At 73.1% G+C, this 19,501-nt stretch carries 17 protein-coding genes and 1 pseudogene; 9 read left to right on the top strand and 9 right to left on the bottom strand.

Translation table 11 applies throughout. The features are described 5' to 3' along the window. The first annotated feature begins 19 nt into the window (after positions 1 to 19). On the top strand, positions 20 to 1,189 hold the full coding sequence (locus IF54_RS0126565) for an FUSC family protein (RefSeq protein WP_030323036.1): 1,170 nt from the start codon (positions 20 to 22) through the stop codon (positions 1,187 to 1,189). Between the two features lie 332 nt (positions 1,190 to 1,521). After that, positions 1,522 to 2,481 carry an SDR family NAD(P)-dependent oxidoreductase gene (locus IF54_RS0126560; RefSeq protein ID WP_030323034.1) on the top strand — a complete coding sequence of 320 codons (960 nt, stop codon included), beginning with the start codon at positions 1,522 to 1,524 and terminating at the stop codon, positions 2,479 to 2,481. A gap of 108 nt (positions 2,482 to 2,589) precedes the next feature. Here the strand turns inward: IF54_RS0126560 and IF54_RS0126555 are convergent, their stop codons facing one another. After that, positions 2,590 to 3,246 (bottom strand): M15 family metallopeptidase, encoded by a 657-nt coding sequence (locus tag IF54_RS0126555; protein WP_030323032.1) that lies wholly within the window; start codon positions 3,244 to 3,246, stop codon positions 2,590 to 2,592. A gap of 129 nt (positions 3,247 to 3,375) precedes the next feature. Between IF54_RS0126555 and IF54_RS0126550 the strand changes: the two genes are divergently transcribed. Continuing rightward, positions 3,376 to 4,404: an SDR family oxidoreductase gene (locus IF54_RS0126550; RefSeq protein WP_030323030.1), complete on the top strand. Its 1,029-nt coding sequence runs from the start codon at positions 3,376 to 3,378 to the stop codon at positions 4,402 to 4,404. A gap of 199 nt (positions 4,405 to 4,603) precedes the next feature. Here IF54_RS0126550 and IF54_RS0126545 read toward each other — a convergent pair whose 3' ends face one another. The 5 genes and pseudogenes from IF54_RS0126545 to IF54_RS0126525 all read right to left on the bottom strand — a co-directional run bounded on the left by IF54_RS0126545 (position 4,604) and on the right by IF54_RS0126525 (position 11,255). Continuing rightward, on the bottom strand, positions 4,604 to 4,852 hold the full coding sequence (locus tag IF54_RS0126545) for a hypothetical protein (protein WP_030323028.1): 249 nt from the start codon (positions 4,850 to 4,852) through the stop codon (positions 4,604 to 4,606). 110 nt (positions 4,853 to 4,962) lie between these two features. Next, a pseudogene (locus tag IF54_RS39800) lies at positions 4,963 to 6,188 on the bottom strand (ROK family protein). Continuing rightward, positions 6,185 to 7,186 (bottom strand): phosphotransferase family protein, encoded by a 1,002-nt coding sequence (locus tag IF54_RS0126535; protein ID WP_030323026.1) that lies wholly within the window; start codon positions 7,184 to 7,186, stop codon positions 6,185 to 6,187. The pseudogene IF54_RS39800 and the gene IF54_RS0126535 overlap by 4 nt, the downstream one beginning before the upstream one ends. A gap of 16 nt (positions 7,187 to 7,202) precedes the next feature. Further along, positions 7,203 to 10,409: a cytochrome P450 gene (locus IF54_RS0126530; RefSeq protein ID WP_234439066.1), complete on the bottom strand. Its 3,207-nt coding sequence runs from the start codon at positions 10,407 to 10,409 to the stop codon at positions 7,203 to 7,205. A 240-nt stretch (positions 10,410 to 10,649) separates the two neighbouring features. Then, positions 10,650 to 11,255, bottom strand: coding sequence for a lytic polysaccharide monooxygenase auxiliary activity family 9 protein (locus IF54_RS0126525; protein ID WP_030323022.1), 606 nt, complete (start codon positions 11,253 to 11,255; stop codon positions 10,650 to 10,652). Between the two features lie 393 nt (positions 11,256 to 11,648). Here IF54_RS0126525 and IF54_RS0126520 point away from each other — a divergent pair, with 393 nt between their 5' ends. Beyond that, positions 11,649 to 12,236 carry a PAS domain-containing protein gene (locus tag IF54_RS0126520; RefSeq protein ID WP_051735557.1) on the top strand — a complete coding sequence of 196 codons (588 nt, stop codon included), beginning with the start codon at positions 11,649 to 11,651 and terminating at the stop codon, positions 12,234 to 12,236. Here IF54_RS0126520 and IF54_RS0126515 read toward each other — a convergent pair. Next, complete coding sequence (locus tag IF54_RS0126515) at positions 12,179 to 12,844, bottom strand: TetR/AcrR family transcriptional regulator (RefSeq protein ID WP_234439065.1); 666 nt, start codon at positions 12,842 to 12,844, stop codon at positions 12,179 to 12,181. The genes IF54_RS0126520 and IF54_RS0126515 overlap by 58 nt on opposite strands. A gap of 122 nt (positions 12,845 to 12,966) precedes the next feature. Here IF54_RS0126515 and IF54_RS0126510 point away from each other — a divergent pair, with 122 nt between their 5' ends. Together IF54_RS0126510 and IF54_RS0126505 are read left to right on the top strand one after the other, a co-directional pair. Continuing rightward, complete coding sequence (locus IF54_RS0126510; protein WP_030323014.1) at positions 12,967 to 13,713, top strand: SDR family NAD(P)-dependent oxidoreductase; 747 nt, start codon at positions 12,967 to 12,969, stop codon at positions 13,711 to 13,713. A gap of 136 nt (positions 13,714 to 13,849) precedes the next feature. Beyond that, entirely contained in the window at positions 13,850 to 14,203 is a 354-nt protein-coding gene (locus IF54_RS0126505; RefSeq protein WP_030323012.1) for a nuclear transport factor 2 family protein, read from the top strand. Positions 14,204 to 14,231: 28 nt separating this feature from the next. On the opposite strand, the gene IF54_RS0126500 is transcribed toward IF54_RS0126505, so the two are convergent. Together IF54_RS0126500 and IF54_RS0126495 are read right to left on the bottom strand one after the other, a co-directional pair. Further along, positions 14,232 to 15,131, bottom strand: coding sequence for a DUF3626 domain-containing protein (locus IF54_RS0126500; RefSeq protein ID WP_051735545.1), 900 nt, complete (start codon positions 15,129 to 15,131; stop codon positions 14,232 to 14,234). Positions 15,132 to 15,191: 60 nt separating this feature from the next. After that, entirely contained in the window at positions 15,192 to 16,199 is a 1,008-nt protein-coding gene (locus IF54_RS0126495; protein ID WP_030323006.1) for a quinone oxidoreductase family protein, read from the bottom strand. 246 nt (positions 16,200 to 16,445) lie between these two features. On the opposite strand from IF54_RS0126495, the gene IF54_RS0126490 reads away from it, so the two are divergent. The 3 genes from IF54_RS0126490 to IF54_RS0126480 all read left to right on the top strand — a co-directional run bounded on the left by IF54_RS0126490 (position 16,446) and on the right by IF54_RS0126480 (position 19,498). After that, a complete protein-coding gene (locus tag IF54_RS0126490) occupies positions 16,446 to 17,027 on the top strand; it encodes a CGNR zinc finger domain-containing protein (protein ID WP_051735544.1) in 582 nt (193 codons plus the stop codon). A 142-nt stretch (positions 17,028 to 17,169) separates the two neighbouring features. Continuing rightward, positions 17,170 to 18,447 (top strand): FUSC family protein, encoded by a 1,278-nt coding sequence (locus IF54_RS0126485; protein WP_030323002.1) that lies wholly within the window; start codon positions 17,170 to 17,172, stop codon positions 18,445 to 18,447. A 28-nt stretch (positions 18,448 to 18,475) separates the two neighbouring features. Then, positions 18,476 to 19,498 (top strand): hypothetical protein, encoded by a 1,023-nt coding sequence (locus tag IF54_RS0126480; RefSeq protein WP_030323000.1) that lies wholly within the window; start codon positions 18,476 to 18,478, stop codon positions 19,496 to 19,498. Positions 19,499 to 19,501: the final 3 nt, after the last annotated feature.

Genomic DNA, 19,501 nt, shown 5'->3' with positions numbered 1-19,501 from the left:
TCCGCGGAACTCACAGCGGATGACTGGTGAGACGGAAGTGGTGAGGAGGCTGTCCCGGCCCGCGTACGCCCTCCAGCGGGAGGCCGGTGCCGTGGGCCGGGCGGCCCGTGCCGCCTGGCGTGGTCCCGGGCGGCAGCGCGACCTGGTGGTGCAGTCCCTCAAGGCGTCGGCTGCGGCGATTCTGGCCTGGCTGGTGGCGGGCGTGTGGATGGGCGACCCGATGGCGTTGATGGCGCCCTGGGTGGCGGTGGTGCTGGTGCAGGCCACCGTGTTCAGTTCCCTCATGCAGGCGGCCCGGCAGCTCGCGGCGATCTGCTGCGGGACCGTCCTTGCGGCGGTCGCGCTGGCCGTCACCGGGAGCACGCTGGGTGCGGTGGCGCTGTCCGTGCCGCCGCTGGTGCTCCTCGCGAACTGGCCCCGCTTCGGTGACCAGGGGATCTACGGGGCCACCACCGCGCTGTTCACCCTCGCCACGGGTGCCGCCGGCGTGTCCTCCGTCGGGCACCGGGTGGGTCAGGCCGCGCTCGGCGCGGTCATCGGCCTCGCCGTGAACGCGTTCGTGCTGCCGCCGATCCATCTGCGGGACGTCCGCGAGAACCTCGCGGCCCTGGCCCGGGAGGCGGGTGACGTCCTGCGCAGGGTGGCCGGTGACCTGCGCGAGGACGAGTGGGACAGCCAGGGCTGGTCCTACGCCTCGGCCCATCTCGAACACCGGCTGGAGGCGCTGCGCTCCGCCCGGGGCTGGAGCCGGGAGAGCCTGCGGCTGACCGCCGCCCCGCTGCGTGCCGTACGGCGGCCTCCGGAGCCTGCCCCGCCCGAGCAGGACGACGAGCGCTGGAGCCGGGTCACCGGGCACATCCGCGCGCTCACCCGGACCCTGGCCGTCGCCGCCGACGACGAGCGCGTCCCGACCGCGCCCTCGGGAACCGTGCTGGACTCCTACGCCCGGCTCCTGGAGCTGATCGGCGACGCCTGCCACGCGGAGGCCCGCCGGATGCTGGGGGCCGGCGACGACGTGCATCCGGACGACGAGGCGATGGAGACGATGCGGGAGCTGCGCGGGCGGCTCCACGACGGGCTGCGGGAGCACGCCGGACAGGGCGCCGAGGGTACGACCGTGCTGGGGACCCTGCTGCTCCAGGCCGAGAACCTGTGGAGCGAGACCCTTCCGACCGGCCGGACGGGGTGACACGGGCGGGGGGTGACACGGCTCACGCCGGATCGGCCCCTGAGGAGGAACACCACGGGGTCGTTGCCCGTTGAACAGACCGTGGGTGCGGATGGGACAGTGTCCCCGGGCCTCACCTTTTGCCCACAGGGACGATCGTTCGGCTGAAGCCCTGTGGAGCCTTTCGCCGAGAGGCGACCGCCATCCGTGCCCACCACATGACCGCCCCGACCGAGATTCCCCCGTCCGGTCGGGGCTTCCCCTTTTCTCGGGGGCTTTCTCCTTTTCAGACGCTCCTCTTCGTCCGGGCCGGGCTTGACTTCGAGCGCACTCCAATTCGTAGCGTTCCGGTCATGAGCACTGCACAGCACAAGATCGGTTCGGGGTTCGGCGCCCACAGCACGGCCGACGACGTCCTCGCGGGCGTCGACCTGTCCGGCAAGCTCGCGATCGTCACCGGCGGCTACTCCGGGCTCGGACTCGAGACCACCAAGGCCCTCGTCAAGGCGGGCGCCCGGGTCGTCGTCCCGGCCCGCCGTCCCGACACCGCGAAGGAGGCCCTGGCCGGCCTGGACGGAGTGGAACAGGACGTGCTCGACCTCGGCGACCTGGACAGCGTGCGCGCCTTCGCCGAGCGCTTCCTCGCCTCCGGCCGCACGGTCGACCTCGTCATCGACAACGCCGGGATCATGGCCTGCCCGGAGACCAGGGTCGGGCCCGGCTGGGAGGCGCAGTTCGCGACCAACCACCTCGGCCACTTCGCCCTGGTGAACCACCTCTGGCCCGCCATCGAGCCCGGCGGCGCCCGCGTGGTGTCGGTGTCCTCGCGCGCCCACCACTTCTCCGGCATGCGCTGGGACGACGTCCACTGGCGGACCGGCTACGACAAGTGGCAGGCCTACGGCCAGGCGAAGACGGCGAACGTCCTGTTCGCGGTCCACCTCGACAAGCTCGGCGCCGAGCGCGGGGTGCGGGCCTTCTCGCTCCACCCGGGCGGCATCCTGACCCCGTTGCAGCGCCACCTCCCCAAGGCGGAGATGGTGGAGCGCGGCTGGATCGACGAGCAGGGCAACGCGCTCAACCCGTCCGGCTTCAAGAGCCCCGAGCAGGGCGCGGCCACCCAGGTGTGGGCGGCGACCTCGCCCCAGCTGGACGGCATGGGCGGTGTGTACCTGGAGGACTGCGACATCGCCGAGCCCGCCGTCGACGGCGACCAGAGCGGCGGTGTCCGGGCCTGGGCGACCGACCCGGAGCAGGCGGCCCGGCTGTGGACGCTGTCGGCGGAGCTGACGGGCGTCAACGCGTTCGCCTGAGCCCTGAGCCCTGAGCCCTGAGCCCTGAGCCCTGAGCCCTGAGCCCTGAGCCCTGAGCCCTGAGCCCTGAGCCCTGAGCTCTGAGCTCTGAGCTCTGAGCCGACGGCTCTACAGCTCTTCGAGTACCTTCGGCCCGTACAGCGCGGCCGGCGCGCCCGTCTCCAGCGCCCAGTAGCGGTCGCCGTACGACCAGTGCCACCACTCGGTCGGGTAGTCGACCAGGCCGGCCGCGGCCAGGGCCCCGCCCAGCACGGCCCGGTTGGCCTTCGCCTCCTCGGTGATGTTGCCGGCGCCCGTGTAGCAGGCGCCGTCGCTCTCCTCCGGGTTGGCGTTCAGGGCGGTGCCCAGGTCGAGTTCGCGGCCGTCGGCGCTCACCAGGGTGAGGTCGACGGCCGCACCGGCGCTGTGCGGGGCTATCTCGGGAGGGGAGACGTACCGGCTGGCGGCGGAGCGGATCCGTTCGGCGGACCAGTCCGGGTGGTCCGCGCGCAGGGCGTCCGCGTACACCTCGAAGTAGTACCGCTGGAGCGCGGGCGGCCGGTAGCCCTCCACGAAGAGCAGCCGCAGGCCGTCCGGCAGCAGGGCCTCGGCGGCGAGCAGCCGGTCCAGGACGCCCTGGCGCAGATGGACCTCGGCGCCCCGGGAGTCCTCGTGCTTGCGGTCGTCGACCAGGAGCCGGCCGCGGACGTCGACCAGGGGCTCGCCGTTCTCCTCGACGGGCACGGCGGCGACGCGGGCGTCGGACATCAGGATGATCTCCCTCATGGGGCGATCATCTCGTGGCGCCGGGCGCCGCCCCGCACCGCGCGCATCGCCGGGAGGCGGCACCGCGTGCATCACCAGGGGGCGGGTACTCGGCCGGTTCCCTGCCCCAGCGGCCCGAAGGAGCCGAAGGTGAGCACTTCAAGCGGCAGCAGGATCGTGGTCACGGGCGCCACCGGCAACGTGGGAACCAGCGTGGTGCGCCTTCTCTCGGAGGATCCGGAGGTGGGCTCCGTACGGGGCCTGGCCCGGCGGATCCCGGACTGGTCGCCCGACCGCACCGAGTGGTCGGCGGTCGATCTGGCGTCCGCCCGGGCGGATCTGGCCGAGGAGTTCGCGGGCGCCGACGCGGTCGTCCATCTGGCGTGGGCGTTCCAGCCGACGCACGACCCGGCGACGACCTGGCGCACCAACGTCCTCGGTTCCATCCGCGTGTTCGAGGCGGTCGCTGCGGCCGGGGTGCCGGTGCTGGTGCACGCCTCTTCGGTGGGCGCGTACTCCCCGGGACCCAAGGAGCACGCGGTGGACGAGTCCTGGCCTACCCACGGCTGGCCGGACGCCGCGTACTGCCGGGAGAAGGCGTATCTGGAACGGGCCCTGGACACCTTCGAGCGCGACCATCCGGTGGTCCGGGTGGTCCGGATGCGTCCGGCGTTCCTCTTCAAGCGGGAGTCGGCCAGCGAGCAGCGCCGGATCTTCGGCGGCCGTTTCCTGCCCGGCCAGCTGGCGCGGCCCGAGCTGCTGCCCTTCCTGCCCGACATCCCCGGACTGCGGGTGCAGGCCCTCCACACCGACGACGCGGCGCGGGCCTATGTGCTGGCGGTGCACTCGGAGGTGCGGGGCGCCTTCAACCTGGCGGGCGAGCCACCGGTGGACGCGGAGCTGCTGGGCGAGCTGCTCGGCGCCCGTCCCGTACGGCTGCCCCGCACCGCCGCCCGCTCGGCGATCGCGGCGGCGTGGGGACTGCATCTGCTGCCCGCCTCCCCGCACCTGTTCGACGCGGTCCTGCGGCTGCCGCTGATGGACTGCACGCGCGCGCGGACCGAACTGGGCTGGCACCCGGAGCACACGGCGACCGAGGTCCTGGAGGAGTTCCTGCACGGGATGCAGCAGGGCGCCGGGGAGCCGACGGAGCCGATGAGGGGCCGCAAGGTCGGCTGAGCCCCGGCCGGGCGGTCCGGTGGTCAGCCGGAGGCCAGGTGGACAGGTGGTCGGCCGGTCTGGCGGTCCGGTGGTCAGCCGCAGGCCAGGTGGTCGGCCCGGCCGGGAGGGCCGACCCGCCGGTCGGCCGGCCGCGGTGTCCTCGGGCATCGCCGCCGGTCCGCGTTCGGGCCCGGTCGCGGGGCGGGCAGAGCGGTGGTCAGCCGGAGGACTCCTGTGCTCCCGGGTGCTCGGGGTGCACGGTGTCCGACCGCTGCGCCCCCTGCCGGCGGCTGGTGCCCGCCTCGTCGGTGTCGGGGACGTCCTCGGGCCGGTCGGCGCCGCCCTCGTCCTCGCCCGGCACGGTGGCGACCTCCCAGGGGTCCTCGCCCTCGCCGGCCTGCTGGTCCGGCAGGTCCCGCGGGATCGGGTCGCCGTTCTCTCCGGGCCCTTCGCTGCGGTGGTCCACGACGTCCTCCCTTTCGTTCTCGGCGTCGGCGGGAGCGCGAGTACCTCCGCCCGGGTCGACGAAACGCGGGTCGGCGAATCGCGGGCCGGACGAACGCAGGTCGGGGGACGTCAGCGCGGGGTCCGCTCGTCCAGGGCGGCCCGCCAGGCCGGCGCCGGCCCCTCGGGAGCGGGCTCGGGGCGACGGCCGCCACGGCCGAAGAAGTCGGCGAGCGGGAGGATGGCCGCACCGACGGTGACCGCGTCGGGCCCGAGCCGGCCGAGCTCGACGGTGACCTTCTCGGCCGGGTAGCGCAGCGCGTACGCCGTGGCGTGCCGCCGTACGGCGGGCAGGAACCGTTCGCCCAGCTGGAGCCCGGCCCAGCCGCCGATGAGGATGCGTTCGGGCTGGAAGAGGTTGATCAGGTCGGACAGACCGGCGCCCAGGTACTCGGCGGTCTCCTCCAGCACGGCGAGTGCCACCGGGTCGGGCGCGGTGTCCCCCTCCGGGTGGGCGGCGGCGAGCAGCGCGGTCAGCGCGGTCTCCTCGTCTGCGCCCCGTAGGCCTCCAGGCAGCCGAGGGCTCCGCAGCGGCAGCGGCGCCCCCTGACCCGTACGGTCAGATGCCCCCATTCGACCGCCCGGCCGTGCTCGACCTCGGGCGTCACCAGACAGGCGCCGACGCCGGAGCCGAAGAGGACCACCACCGCGCTGTGGGCCCCGCGGCCGCCGCCGAACCACATCTCGGCCTGGCCGAGGGTCCTGGCGCCGTTGTCGATGAAGTACCGGACGCCGGCGGGCAGCGGGGAGCCGGTGCGCAGCAGCGCCTCCAGCGGGACGGCGTCCCAGCCGATGGTCTGTCCGTGCACGACGGCCCCGCTGTCCGGGGTGTGCGCGACGATGCCGGGCACGCCGATGCCGACGCCGAGCAGTCGCTCGGGCTCGATGGCGGCTTCCGTGAGCACCTCGGCGATGCCGTCGCGGATGTGGCCGACGACCACCTCGACGTCGTAGCCGTGCCCGGTCAACGGGCGTTCGGCGCGGGCGAGTTCGGTGAGGGTCAGGTCGAACAGCTCGACGCGGACCCGGGTCTCGCCCACATCGACGCCGATCATGTGCCCGCTGCCGGGCGCCACCCGCAGCAGGGTGCGGGGCCGGCCGCCGTCGGAGTCGACGCTGCCGGCCTCCTCGACCAGCCCGTCGGCGATCAGGTCGGCGACGACGTTGCTGACCGAGCCGGAACTCAGTCCGGTGACGGGGCCGAGTTCGAAGCGGCTGAGGGGTCCGTCGAACCAGAGGCGCTGGAGCACGGCTGTGCGGTTGGCGCGTCTGAGGTCGCGTACGGTGCGTCCGTTCAAGGGGTTTTGACTCCTGTGACCCGGGAGAGGGCCTCGATCTCGTCCAGCGCCGCGACCAGTTGCGGTGCCACCGTCGACTGGACCCAGCGTTCCCTCTCGACGTCGACGGCCCGGGGGACCGTCTCGGTGAGCATGATCAGGTAGAGGTAGGCGCGGTAGAGGGCGAGCCGCACCCGGGCCGGGACGTCGAACTCGGCGCGGCCGCCCGCCTCCCGGTAGCCGGCGAGGAACGCCTCGTCCTGCTTGATGTCGCCGAGCAGCGCCAGGGAGACGAAGTCGGCGAGGGGGTCGCCCCAGAACATCCGCTCGCCGTCGATCAGCCCGCCGATGTGCGGCTCCCCGCCGGCCGGGCGGTCGACGAGGATGTTGCCGTCCCACAGGTCGAAGTGGACCAGCGCGGGGACGGTGACCTCGTCGAGGGCCGGGTAACCGGCCCGGACCGCGGCCTCCACCTGCGCGACGGACCGCGGCAGCCGCGCCCCGTAGTCCCGGGCGTCGCCGAGGATCGCGTCGATCATGGTCGTGAACGCGGTCCGCCAGTCGGGGGCGAGCGGGCCGAGGGCGCGGGAGGGGTAGCCGTGGCCGGGCCCGGTCACCGAGTGGAGCCGGGCCACCTGGCGGCCCAGTTCCCTGCGCAGTGGCGGGCGTTCGGCAGCGGTGACCGACGCGTTCCAGGGCTCGCCGGGACAGGCCGTCATCAGCAGATGCGGTACGGCGACGCCGGCCCCGAAGGCCACCACGTGCGGTGCGGCTACCTCGGCCTCGGCGGCCCTGCGGTAGAACTCCGCCTCGGCGACGAGGAGTCCGCGCTCGTAGCTCAGGCCGGGGACGGTGGCCGCGGGCGGGACCTTGACCACGTACCGGGTGCCGTCGGTGAGAAGGAGTTCTTCGACGGTGTTGTACGTACCACCGCTCAGGGGCCGGACCGCGGTGAGCCGGCCGGGGTCGAGTCCCGCGCCCTCCAGCACCTGTCGACCCCATTCCCAGGAGTCCGCCAACGTCCCGCCCCTTCCGTCACCCCGCGGCGTACACGTCCTCGACGTACCGCCCGTCCCGCACCAGACCGTCCAGCCACCGCTCGGCGGCCGACTCGTCGGCATGCGGCGTGTGCTCCCGGAACAGGGTACGCAGCGCGTGCCGTACCCCGGGAGCCATTCGTGATCCGTCTCCGCAGACGTACACACGGGCACCGGCCCGCAGGAGTTCCCACACCTCGGCCGACTCGGCGGCGATGCGGTGCTGCACGTAGCCGCTGCCGGGCACCGCGCTGAACGCCGGGCGCAGCCGTACGGCCCCGACGGCCTCGGCGGAGCGCAGTTCGTCGGCGTGCAGGAAGTCGGCGTCCGGGGCGTCGCAGCCGAAGTAGCAGAGCGCGGGCGGGAGTTGCTCGCCCCGGCCGAGGGCGGCGACGCGGTCGGCGACCGCTCCGCGGAACGGCGCGAGGCCTGTGCCCGCCGAGATCATCACGACGGGGGCGGAGTGGTCGATGCGGAAGGCGTCCCGGCAGGGCTGGATCCGGGCCAGGACGGTGTCGCCGGGCTGGACGTCGGCGAGGTATCCGGAGCCAGCGCCTCGATGGGTGCCGTTGCCGGAGCGTGCGGGGGCTTCCAGCAGGGAGACCATGAGGTCGACGTGGTCCGGGTCGGTCTGCGGCGACGAGGAGACGGAGTACGGGCGCGGGCGCAGCGGCGGCAGCAGGTCGAGCAGGGCCGGCCAGTCGAGGGCGCCGCGCAGTGCGGGGTGTGCCTCGAACAGCTCAACGAGGGTGCGCGGGTCGTCGGTGAGGGCGGCGAGCTGTGCCCGCTCGGGCGGGCAGGGGTTGGCGGCGGCCAGGGCAGCGATCTGCTCGGCGGTGGGCCGCTGCCGCAACTCGACGTGGTGGGTGAGCAGTTGGCGCACGGTGAGAGGCTGGTCGACGGCGAGTCCGTCGCGGCGCGGACGGGTGGGGCGGATGTCGAGGACGGCGTCCAGGTCGGCGCCGAAGGCGTCGGCGGCCCGTTCGACGAGCGCCTTGTCGTGGACCGGGAGCACGGTGACGTGGTCGGCGGTGCGGTAGGTGGTGCCGGCGGGCAGGGCGAGCCGTACGAACCGCTTGCGGCGGGGGTGGCCGGGGGCGGTGAGGTCGTGGGCCTCGGTGACGGTCATCGGGACGAGGGCGTGGCGTGCGGCGAGGGCGTCGAGGGGGCCGCCGCTCAGGGTGCGGACCTCGTAGGCGGCGGTCGGCTCGGCGTCGGCTGCTGTGGTGTCCGGGTCGCCGTAGGCCTCCAGGAGCGCGGTGCGCAGGCCGGTGGAGAAGGTGCGGACCGTGCCGGCGAGGTCGCCGGAGGCGTCACCCGCGGCTCGGTCCAGGATGCGCCGCCCGCCCAGTTCGGCGAGCCGCTCGTCGATCCGGGTCGGGAAGTGCTGGTAGGTGGCGGCCCAGTTGCGGTCGCCGACACCGAGGACGGCGTACGAGACGCCCGTCAGGTCGTGGGTGCCGTCCAGCCAGGTCGCGAACTTCCTTGCGTCGTCGGTGGGTTGGCCGTTGTAGGAGGCGGCGGTGATGACGACAGGGCGGTCGGTGGGCAGGCCGTGCGCGTAGGCGTCCAGAGGGGCGGCCTCGGTGTCGCAGCCCAGGGCGGCGGCCTCGTCGGCGAGGCCGGCGGCGAAGACGCGGCAGGTGCCGTAGTTGCTGCCGTGGAGGAACAGGGCGCGGGTGCCGGGCAGGACCCGGGAGGGCAGGGCGGTGTCGGCGGCCGGGGTGGCCGCGGTCCGCGGGGCCGCGCCGGGCAGGGGGGTGTGAGTGCGGCCTCCCGGGGTGCGGGAGGTCAGCTTCAGGGTGAAGCCGTCCGGCTTGAGGGTGAGGGTCTCCTTCACCGTGAGGCGGTAGTCGGCGTGGTCGTGCAGGCGGTAGCGGTGCACGAGGAGGGCCAGCAGCATGGTCGCCTCGTGGAGAGCGAACTGCCGTCCGATGCAGGCCCGTTCGCCGGTGCCGAAGGGCTTGAAGGCGTGCGGGGAGCGGGCCGCCTCGGCCTGCGGCGTGAAACGGGAGGGGTCGAACAGCTCGGGGTTGTCGCCCCACACGGGCTGCCGGTGCAGCATCGGCGCGATGACGGTGAGGGACTGTCCGGCGCGCAGCGGGATCCGGCCGCCGAGGAGGGTTTCCTCGCGGGCCTGGCGGCTGAAGGCGGCGGCCGTCGGCCACAGCCGCAGCGCCTCGTTGAGGACCTGCCGGGTGTACGTGAGCCGTCCGACCTCGTCGAAGGTCGGCTCCGGGTCGGGGGTGTCGCCCCACAGCTCGTCGACCTCGCGCCGTACCAGGTCGAGCACGGCCGGGTGCTTGGCCAGGTAGTACATCGCGAAGGACATCGCGCCGGAGGTCGTCTCGTGCCCGGCGATCAGGAAGGTGATGACCTGGTTGCGGATGTTGGTGGTGTCGAGGAGGGTCCCGTCGACGGGATGCGGGGCGCTGAGCATGAGCCCGAGGAGGTCGTCCGTTCCGGCCTCGCCCGAGGCCAGGCGGGCGCTGATCACGTCGTCGACGACCTGCGCGAGGTGGTCGGCGTCGGCCCGGAAGGCCTCGTCGGCGGCCGAGTGGTCGCTGCCCGGGGTGCGGGCGAGCCGGGTCATGGCCCACTCCAGGCAGCGCACCATGGACTCGACGAAGGGGTGCGCTTCGTCCCGCTCGAAGGAGCCGAAGTCGTAGCCGAACCCGGCGAGTCCGATGGTGTCGAGGGTCATCCGGGTCATGTCGTCGGCGATGTCCACGGGCCGGCCGTCCCGGGCGGCGCGGTCCCAGGCGCCGATCATCCGCTGCGCGACCCGCAGCATGACCGGGTGGTAGGTGCGCATCGAGCCCAGCGCGAAGGCGGGCATCAGGATGTCGTGCGCCTTGGCCCAGTTGGGTTCGTCGTTGTACGCGGTGAACAGCCCGTCGGCGGCGAACTCGCGGACGTTCTCCAGGGCGGGCCCGACGGCCTTGGAGAACCGGCTCTCGTCGGCGAGTTCGGTGACGAGGTCGAGATCGGAGACGAAGGTGACGTCCCGCCCGTGCAGCCGCCGCACGAGCAGCGGGCCGTGCTCGCCCATCAGCCCCATGATCTGCTGGATCGGGGTGTGGCCGGGCCCGGTGGCCGAGATGTCGACGACGGGGAGCCCGGCGGGGGTGGTCTGCACGGTGGGGGCGATCTGCACGGTGGGGGTGGTCTGCGCGGTGGAGGTGGTCTGCGCGGTGGGGGGCATGGCGCGGCAACTGCCTTTCGCGGTACGGGAGTACTGCGATCCAGACTGGTCGACGGGGCCCGGCGGCCCGGCCCGGCGCCCTACACGATCGTGTAGTCGAAAGCGTCCGACCAGGCTTGCGTGAACCCACGGCAGCACTTCACATCCGGGTCAGGGGTCACGTGCGGGACGCGGGAAGCCCCGCCGGGGCAGGGCGGCCGGACGGACCCCTGCCCCGACGGGGCTGCGGTGCTGTGCGGTTCAGCCGAAGTTCACGTCACTGCACCACATGTACGCCTGGTCGAGGTGCGAGGCCTGCCAGATCACGAACAGGACGTGGTGTCCGGTGTAGCCGGAGGTCCGGACGGGGAACGTGATGTTCTGTGCCGGGGCGAAGCGGCCGGTCTGCGTGATGAAGTCGAGGTTGCTCCAGCCCAGGGTCTGGGTCTTGGGGTCGAAGCCCTGCTTGCTCACGTAGACCTTGAAGTAGTCGGCACCGTGGGACGCCTGGTCGTACAGCTGGACCGAGAAGTCGTTGCCGACGGTGGTGGTCTTCCACGGTCCGGGCTTGTCCAGACTGGCGTTCCTGGAGAGGTTGTTGCTACACAGCGTCCCGTCGGGGGTTCGCGCCTGGAACTGGCCGCCGAGGCCGTCCCGGAGCGCGCTCATCCAGTTCCACATGGTGTCGGCGTTGGCCTGGAAGGCCTGCCAGCACATGGGGTCCTGGGTCTGCATGGCCGGGTTCATGTGGTCGCTGCCCCACGTCTTCCAGCACTGGTACGCGCGGGTGGCGGGGCCGACGACGGTGCCGTGAGCCTGGGCGGGGGACGACCAGGTAAGGGCGCCGACGACCACGGCGAACAGCATGACGAGCACCTGGAGAGGCCTGCGGAGGGGCGCCCGCGAAGGCCTGGCCAACGGACTCTTCTTGCGCATGTGGGGGGACTCCTTCCAGTTGCGAGGCTGTCATGGGAGCGCTCCCAACCTCGGGGCTGCCGAGCGAGATGTCAATGCAGCGGACTGGGTTGATTGCCGGGGTGGGTGGAGAACAGGACATCTGCCGTGAGAGGGGAGCGGACAACGAGCCACAGTTGAGCCATGCACCCTCTGAGCTGGATGTTCGATAGTTGATCACGCTCCATGATGGAGTGGAGCACGTACGCGCCCGGCACTTGCGCGGAGCAGTTGGAGGTGGTGGTGGACCGGTCTCGTCCGGAGCGGTCCCACCCTGAGGCGGTGGTCTGGCGCAACCGTGCCCTGATGCTCTTCGACCGGGTCTCGGTGCCGGTCGCGGTGTGCGATGTGCACGGCTCCGTCCTGCTCGCCAATCCCGCGATGGCCGCGGAGTGCGGCACGACACCGGGGCGGCTGCGGGACAGGAACGTGCTGGAGTTGTTCCGGCCGCAGGAGGCGACCCAGGTGGAGCGGATCGCCGAAGCGCTGCGGTTGCGGCACCGCTCGCGCTACCAGGTGTCGGTCTGCTGGCGGGCACCGGGAGGCGGCGAGCGGTTCGGCGAGCTCACGGCGGACCCGGTGAGCGACAGCGTGGAGGAGACCCCGTCGCTGCTGGTGATGCTGCGGGTCGAGGGCGAGCGGGAGCACTCCCCCGCCGCCGAGCCGGTTCGCGTCACCCGGGTCGAGGGCCGCGTCCTGGCCCTGCTCGCGGCCGGTGCCACCACGGCTCACGCGGCCCGGGAGACGGGCCTGACGGTGGACGGCGTCAACTACCACCTGCGGCGACTGTCGGCGCGGTGGGACGCGGCGAACCGTACGGAACTCGTGGCGCGGGCCTACGCGCTCGGGGTGCTCACGACCGGCGCCTGGCCCCCGTCGGCCTCCGGCGAGTAGGCCGCGCCGGCCGCGCCGGGCCGGGGCACCGCGCGCAGGGCGATGTCGACGGTGGCGTCCAGGGCCGCTCGGGTCGCGCCGGCGGCCGCGTGCACGGCGTTGCCTTCGCTGACGACCATGACGTAGCGGGCGAGCGCGTACGGGTCGGTGTCCTCGGGCAGGTCGCCCTCCTCGACGGCCCGGACCAGGCGCTGCGCGAGGGCGTGCTCCCCGGCGAGGCGGCTGTCGGCCAGGAACCGGGCGATGCGGCCGCTTTCGCCGCCCTCGGCCAGGCCGCCCTGCACGGACAGGCATCCCGAGGGACGGTCGGGGCGGGTGAGCGCCTCTGCATTGGCACGGAGGAAGGATTCGATGACCGCGTAGGCCGTCGCCTCCGCGAGAGCGTCGCGGGCGTAGGCCATGTCGGCCTCGGCGTAGCGGGCGACGGCGCGGTGGAAGAGCTCCTCCTTGTTGCCGAACGCCGCGTACATGCTCGGGCGGTTGATGCCCATCGCCTCGGTGAGGTCGGCGAGCGACGCGCCCTCGTAGCCCTGGCGCCAGAAGACCTCCACCGCACGGTCGAGTGCTGCCTCCGCGTCGAAGCCCCGGGGTCTGCCGCGTACCGCCATGACGCCCTCCTGTGTCGTTCCCCGAAATTTTAACCGAGCGGTACGGAATAGCTTTCCCGATGCTGCGGTTCTCCCTGGCGAACGACTTGAGTACCGCACGGTACAGAAAAGGAGAGCCCCTCATGGGACAGCTCGACGGCAAGACCGCCCTCGTCACCGGTGCCACCTCCGGCATCGGCCTGGCCGCCGCACGACGGCTCGCGGCGGAAGGAGCCCACGTCTTCCTCACCGGCCGCCGGAAGGAGGCGCTCGACGAGGCGGTGGCCTCCATCGGCGACCGCGCCACAGGAGTACGAGCCGATGTCTCCGACCTCGCCGACCTCGACCGCCTCTTCCTCCGGATCCAGCAGCACGGCAACCTCGACATCGTCTTCGCCAACGCGGGCGGGGGACAGTTCGCGGCCCTGCCCGACATCACCTGGGAGCACTACGCCGACACCTTCAACACCAATGTCGCGGGCACCCTGTTCACCGTCCAGAAGGCGCTCCCGCTGCTCAACCCGGGCGCCTCGATCATCCTGACCGGCTCGAACATCGACACCAAGGGCGCCGCCTCCTTCAGCGTCTACGCCGCGACCAAGGCCGCGCTGCGCTCCCTGACCCGCAGTTGGGCGGCGGAACTCGTCACCCGCGGCATCCGCGTCAACAGCATCGCGCCCGGTCCGATCGAGACGCCCGGCCTCAGCGGTCTCGCGGGCGGCCCCGAGGCGGCCGAACAGCTGCTCCAGGGCCTGGCCGCCGGAGTCCCCATGCAGCGTCTCGGCCGCCCGGAGGAGATCGCCGAGACGGTGCTCTTCCTGGCCGGCGACGCCAGCAGCTTCATGACCGGTGCCGAGATATACGTCGACGGCGGCGCAAGCCAGATCTGACCGACCACCACCATCACGACGGACCCGCTCTCACCGCACACCTGACACTGGAGCACCGGGGCGGCCTGCCGAGTTCTGCCGAGCCGGCCGGTCGCCCCGGTGGTTCCCGGTCGTCCCGCACACCCTGGAAGGAATCATGAGCGACGTGACCGACCTGCTCGCGGCCAACCTCCACGAAGTCTTCGGCAACCGCGACGCCGCGAGCCGCCGCGCGGCCATCGACCGCATCTACACCGAGGACGTCGTCTTCACCGACCCCGAGGAGACCACCACCGGCCGCGACGCCCTCGCGGACAAGGCCGCCGGCCTCCTCGCCGACGCCCCGGCCGACTTCGCGTTCACCGAGGACGGCCGACGCTACGCCAGCCCCGGCACCGGAGCTCTCGCCTGGGCCTTCGGTCCGCCCGGCGCGCCCGCCGTCCGCGGGATCGACGTCATCACCGTCCGCGACGGAAGGATCGCCACCGTCATGACGATGTTCACCGCCTGACCACCGTGACGGCGGGCCGCGACTGTCTCTACGTCGTCCCGGCGCCCCTCGTCGAGCAAGCCGCCCCCGCGGCCACCGCCGAAATGGCGGTCCCCGCCCCCTCCGGCGCCCCGAAGCGGGCCAGGGTGTGCCACACCATCTTCAGGTGCTGGAGTTCGTGACGGCCCGTGCGGGCGGCGTCGCCGATGACGCGCGGGTCGACCAGTCCGTCCTCGGCGATGCTCGCGCCCAGGTCGGCGTACTCCCGGCCGCGGTAGTCGGCGTGGTCGTAGAGCGCGGCGACGGTGAGGCGGTAGCCGGGGTGCCAGTCGACGGGGACGGGCAGCAGGCGGGCGGCGTCCTCGACGGGAGTGCCGCGGTAGCTCGCGTCCAGGACCAGGGCCTCCGCATGGCGGGCCAGATCGACCCCGCCGTGCACCTGGGCCTCGATGTAGTCGTTGAGGGGGTCCTGCTCGTCGGCCTCCGCGAGGGCGATCAGGGACATGCCGGCGGCGACGCCGAAGTGGACCGGCTCGGCGGCGCTGTCGGGATAGCAGAAGGTGGCCCGGGCGAGGGTCTCGCCGGTGAGCCGGAAGTGCGAGGAGCCGAACCGCGGGGCCGCGCCGACCACTTGACGCCGGAAGTTCAGCGCGCCGTACACGGGTCGTTCGTGCGCGGCGGCGTCGTCGTAGGCCCCGCCGAAGATCCGGCTCTCCCAGCGCCAGCGGTCGCCGCCGGGGTGCGCGGTCAGTCCGCCGTTGCTGGTGCCGGTGACGAACTGCGAGTGGTACACGCCGTCCCGGGCCAGCGCCTCCAGCAGGGGCAGCCCGCGCGCGAGCCGGTCCGGGTGGAAGTTCAGCGTGATGCGCACGTCCGGGGCGACGGCCGGCCCTTCCGAGAGGGCCGCCACATGGTTCAGGGCCGCCCGGGCCGACCTCGCTGGACTCATGGTTCCCCTCCTCGACGGCCTACTGAATGATGATCACCCGAGAAGGCGGAAGCCCGCACCTCATTTGACCAACTCCGGCGTGACCGACAGCACGATCTTGCCGCGGTTGTCGCGCCGCTCCAGCCGTTCGTGGGCGGTCCGCGCCTCCTGAAGGGGTACGACGGTCTCGACCGGCACCCGAAAGCCGCCGGCCGCGACCCGCTCGGCGATCTCCCGCAGGTCGGGACGCGGGTCGTAGCCGTGGACCTGGAGGTCGGTGAGCTGGAAGCCGAGGATCGAGGCGTTCTTGGGATAGAAGTCGCGGGTGTCGACGGTGCTCGGCTCCAGGGCCACGTTGGCCAGGGCGACGACCCGGCCGGCGTGTCCCACCTCACGCAGGCTGCGCCCGAACGCCGGTCCGCCGACCGTGTCGAGGACCACGTCTGCCCCGCGCCCCCCGGTGAGCCGCAGCACCTCCTCCACCTCGGCGTCGCCGGGGTGGGCGGAGGTGTCGACGGCGACGTCGGCGCCGAACTCCCCAGCCCAGGCTGCCTTCTCGGCCGAGCTGGCCAGGGCGAGCACCCGTGCCCCGGCCTCGGCGGCGATCTGCACGGCCGCGGTACCGACTCCGCTCGCGGCCGCCTTCACGACCACGGTGTCCCCCTTGGAGACCCGGGCGAGGTGCCGCACGCAGTACCAGGCGCTGAGCCAGGCGATCGGCAGGGCGGCGGCCCGGGTCAGGTCCACGCCGTCCGGGAGCACCACCACGTTGTCGGCGGACACCGTGGCCGACTCGGCATAGAAGCCGGACGACTTGCCGCCGTCCAGGGCCACGACCCGCTGTCCCGGGGCCGGTTCCGACACTCCCTCCCCCACCGCGACGACGACGCCCGCCGCCTCCGCGCCCGGGATCAGAGGCGGTTGCCCGGCCCGGTGGTAGCGGCCGGACCGGAGCAGGGCGTCCGCCCGGTTCACCCCCGCCGCGACGATCCGCACCAGCACCTCACCGGGGCCCGGCTCCGGATCGGGCACCTCCACCGGCACCAGGACCTCCGGCCCGCCGAACCTGTCGATCCGCACCGCACGCATACCGCACCCGCTCCCTCCCGCAGCCACCCTGGGGCAGCTGACACCGGTTGAACTGGTGTCAGCCTCCGACACCGTCTCAACCGGTGTCAAGGGGACCCTGTCGACATCCGAATCCCCGACACCCGAAGCCCCGGCATCCGACGGCCCACCATCCGGCAGCCCGACACCCAACGGCCGGACACCCCGCCGGCGCGCATCCGACGACCCCGCGTCCGACACCCCATGAACCGGTGTACGCTCGATCGCATGACCGGCAGCCCCGCCCCCGCCGACCCGGCGCTCGCCTTCCCGTTCATCGGCGGGCGCCCCTGCCTGGATTTCGTCGCGACCCTCGGCAGACGGCACGCCACCCCGCTGGAACGGATCCCCGACACCGCGGCCCTCGCCCGCTGGTTCGCGGAGGCCGAGCTGGCCGCCGGAGCGGAGCCGGTGCGGGTGAGCGCGCGTGACCTCGCCGACGCCCGCTCGCTGCGGGAGGCGGTGTACGGCCTGCTCCGCGCCGCGACGGCGGGAGCGGAGCCGGATCCGGCCGATGTGTCACGGGTCAACGCGGTCGCCGCCCAGCCGGATCTCGCACCGCAGCTGGGCGCCGCGCGCTGGACGGCACGCGGACCGGCCCGCGCGGCTCTCGCCACGGTGGCCCGGGATGCCGTGCTCCTGGTGCGCGGGCCGCTCCTGGAGCGGGTCAAGGAGTGCGAGAACCCGGACTGCTCGCTGCTCTTCCTGGACGACTCGCAGGCCAGGCGGCGCCGCTGGTGTTCGATGGACCGTTGCGGGAACCTGGCGAAGATCGCGGGATACCGGGCGCGGAGCCGCGTCACACGCTGAGGCCCCCGGACACGGCGTGTCCGCCGTCACCGCCCCGGCCCCTTGCCGCGAAAAGCCCGAGCCCGCACGCTTGGGCAGCTTGCGGACCCGATGGTCCGCGGTGATGTGTGGACGCTTCTGCGAAACGGGAACAGACCAGAGCATGCAAGGTGTACGTGAGTGGACGGCGCGTCTCGTGGCCTACGCGAGGCGGCGCCGGGACCCCGTGGTGGTGCAGACCCTGCGATCGGCGGCCGCGGCCACGATCGCGTACGTCATCGCCCTGCGGCTCAGTCCCGAGGCGGCCCCGCTCACGGCACCGCTGACCGCGCTGCTCGTCGTGCAGGTCACCCTCTACTCCACGCTCACCACCGGTGTCCGCCGCGTGAACTCGGTGGTGACCGGCGTCCTCGTCGCCATCGCCTTCAGTCTGCTGGTCGGGCTGACCTGGTGGAGCCTGGGCCTGCTGATCGTGGCGTCGCTGGTGGTCGGACGGCTGGTGCGGGTCGAGGAGTTCGTGCCCGAGGTGGCGATCAGCGCCATGCTGGTGCTCGGCGTGACGACGGTCGGGGACACCGCCTGGGCGCGGGTGGTGGAGACGCTGATCGGTGCGGTCGTCGGGCTCGCCTGCAATCTGCTGCTCGCTCCCCCGGTATGGGTGGACGAGGCCGGCGAGTCGATCGAGGGACTGGCCCGCCGGGTGCGCAAGCTGATGCTGCGGATGGGCGAGGAGGCCGCGGGCCGGCCGCCGGTGGAGCTGGCGACGGCCCGGCTGTACGAGGCGCGCGAGCTGGACCACGACATCGTCGAGGTGGACGCCGCGCTCCGGCAGGCCGAGGACAGCCTCAAGCTCAATCCCAGGGTGAAGGAGGGGCTGCTGCACCGGGTGGTGCTGCGCACCGGTCTGGACACCCTGGAGATCTGCACGGTCGTGCTGCGGGTCCTCGCCCGCACCCTGACCGACCTCGCCAAGGAACGCGACCCCTTCGCCGAGGGTCCGGACCTGCTCGACAGGGACCAGGATCCCGAGCCGCTGTTCGGCCCGGAGACCGGGCGCACGGTGGAGCAGCTGCTGTCCGAGATCGGGGACGCCGTGGTCAGCTTCGCCGTCCTGGTCACCACCCACGTCAGCGTGAGCGCCGAGTCCGCGGAGGGCCGTCTGACCGCCGAGCTGCGGCAGGCCTCCGCGACCCGGGACAAGCTCGCCCAGCTGCTCCTGGAAGGGATCCAGCGCGACTCCCGGCACTGGCAGCTGCACGGCGCCGTCCTGACGGAGGTCAACCGCATCCTCGACGAGCTGGACACCGAGCACCGCTCCCGTCGTCTGCTGGAGGAGCTGGACCGGGCGGCCCGCGAGCAGCGCGAGCGGATGCCGCACCTGACCCGGTTGCAGGAGAGCTGGCGCCGGAACCGCCGGGCACTCGCCCGTCGTTCTAGGTGAGACAGGCACAGCGATCAAGGGGGGGCCGATGGGCGACACGGGTGTGCGGATCGACGGGAACACGCTGCGGTTGCCGGGCGGCGCGGCGGTGCGGTTCATCCGCACCCTGCGGCTGCCCGAGACGGGCACGCATCCGCTGCCACCGGGGCTCGGCGAGTTCCCGGTGCGCCGGGTCTCGGACTACCCCGACACCGTGCCGGAGCAGTGGCGGGCGCGCGGTGGGGTGATGCTGCCCGTGTACCTGCGCGAGGCGATGTGGCTGAGCTTCGGCGGCACCCTCGAGCCCGCCGCCCTCCAGGTCGGGGTGGGCAAGGTGTGCGCGGTCTCCGGCAAGCCGTGGAGCGACCGCCTCGCCCGCGACCCGCAGAACTACGTGGTCCTGCCCCGCCAGCCCTGGCTGGACGGCATCAACTCCGGCAAGGGGACGGTCCGCCAGTTCGTGGCGGTGCCGCTCGGCCTCGGCGCGACCGTCGAGGGGCAGGTCACGGGCGAGGAGGTCTGGGGCGGTGTACAGCTCCAGTCCTACGCGCTGAAGGAGGAGCGGCTGGCCGAGTGGCGCGAGACGCAGCAGCAGATGCGGTCGACGAGCGGATTCGCCGGGGGCTACGGCGCCGCCGCGCCCATGGCCATGGCGGCGCCCGCGGCTCCGGCGGCGGCGCCCCCCAGGGCCTCGGCGATGGGGCTCGGCGTCGGAGGCTCGATGCGCCAGGAGGTCTACCGCGACGAACGGCCCCTGTCGGACTGGGCCGGCACCCCGGCGGGCCGGGTGTTCGTGCACCTGGTGACCCCGCCGGAGTGGCGCCGCATCACCGGTGAGGCTCCCCCGCCGTCCCCCGTGGACCGCGCGGCGTACACCAGGGCGGGATTGCCCTGGTTCGACTACTACGACCAGGACGCGCAGGACCTCGCCCCGACGGACGCCCTGGAAGGGGTGAAGCCGGTCGGGGACTGGCTGGGCGACGATCACGAGCCGTGGCAGCCGCCCACGTCTTCGCAGGTCAAGCCGCTGGGCGACGCGCCGGGCAAGCCGGTGGAGGACGGAGACTGGTAGCGG

The organism is Streptomyces sp. NRRL B-3229, from assembly GCF_000719505.1.
Classification (GTDB): domain Bacteria; phylum Actinomycetota; class Actinomycetes; order Streptomycetales; family Streptomycetaceae; genus Streptomyces; species Streptomyces griseorubiginosus.
The sequence above is the reverse complement of the archived record's forward strand: the minus strand, read 5'-3'. Positions and strand labels throughout refer to the sequence as shown.

Coding starts and splice junctions, on each gene's coding strand:
- IF54_RS0126565 (WP_030323036.1), top strand. CDS start 20: ATGACTGGTGAGACGGAAGTGGTGAGGAGGCTGTCCCGGCCCGCGTAC.
- IF54_RS0126560 (WP_030323034.1), top strand. CDS start 1,522: ATGAGCACTGCACAGCACAAGATCGGTTCGGGGTTCGGCGCCCACAGC.
- IF54_RS0126555 (WP_030323032.1), bottom strand. CDS start 3,246: ATGAGGGAGATCATCCTGATGTCCGACGCCCGCGTCGCCGCCGTGCCC.
- IF54_RS0126530 (WP_234439066.1), bottom strand. CDS start 10,409: ATGCCCCCCACCGCGCAGACCACCTCCACCGCGCAGACCACCCCCACC.
- IF54_RS0126525 (WP_030323022.1), bottom strand. CDS start 11,255: ATGCTGTTCGCCGTGGTCGTCGGCGCCCTTACCTGGTCGTCCCCCGCC.
- IF54_RS0126520 (WP_051735557.1), top strand. CDS start 11,649: ATGCTCTTCGACCGGGTCTCGGTGCCGGTCGCGGTGTGCGATGTGCAC.
- IF54_RS0126515 (WP_234439065.1), bottom strand. CDS start 12,844: ATGGCGGTACGCGGCAGACCCCGGGGCTTCGACGCGGAGGCAGCACTC.
- IF54_RS0126510 (WP_030323014.1), top strand. CDS start 12,967: ATGGGACAGCTCGACGGCAAGACCGCCCTCGTCACCGGTGCCACCTCC.
- IF54_RS0126505 (WP_030323012.1), top strand. CDS start 13,850: ATGAGCGACGTGACCGACCTGCTCGCGGCCAACCTCCACGAAGTCTTC.
- IF54_RS0126500 (WP_051735545.1), bottom strand. CDS start 15,131: ATGAGTCCAGCGAGGTCGGCCCGGGCGGCCCTGAACCATGTGGCGGCC.
- IF54_RS0126495 (WP_030323006.1), bottom strand. CDS start 16,199: ATGCGTGCGGTGCGGATCGACAGGTTCGGCGGGCCGGAGGTCCTGGTG.
- IF54_RS0126490 (WP_051735544.1), top strand. CDS start 16,446: ATGACCGGCAGCCCCGCCCCCGCCGACCCGGCGCTCGCCTTCCCGTTC.
- IF54_RS0126485 (WP_030323002.1), top strand. CDS start 17,170: ATGCAAGGTGTACGTGAGTGGACGGCGCGTCTCGTGGCCTACGCGAGG.
- IF54_RS0126480 (WP_030323000.1), top strand. CDS start 18,476: ATGGGCGACACGGGTGTGCGGATCGACGGGAACACGCTGCGGTTGCCG.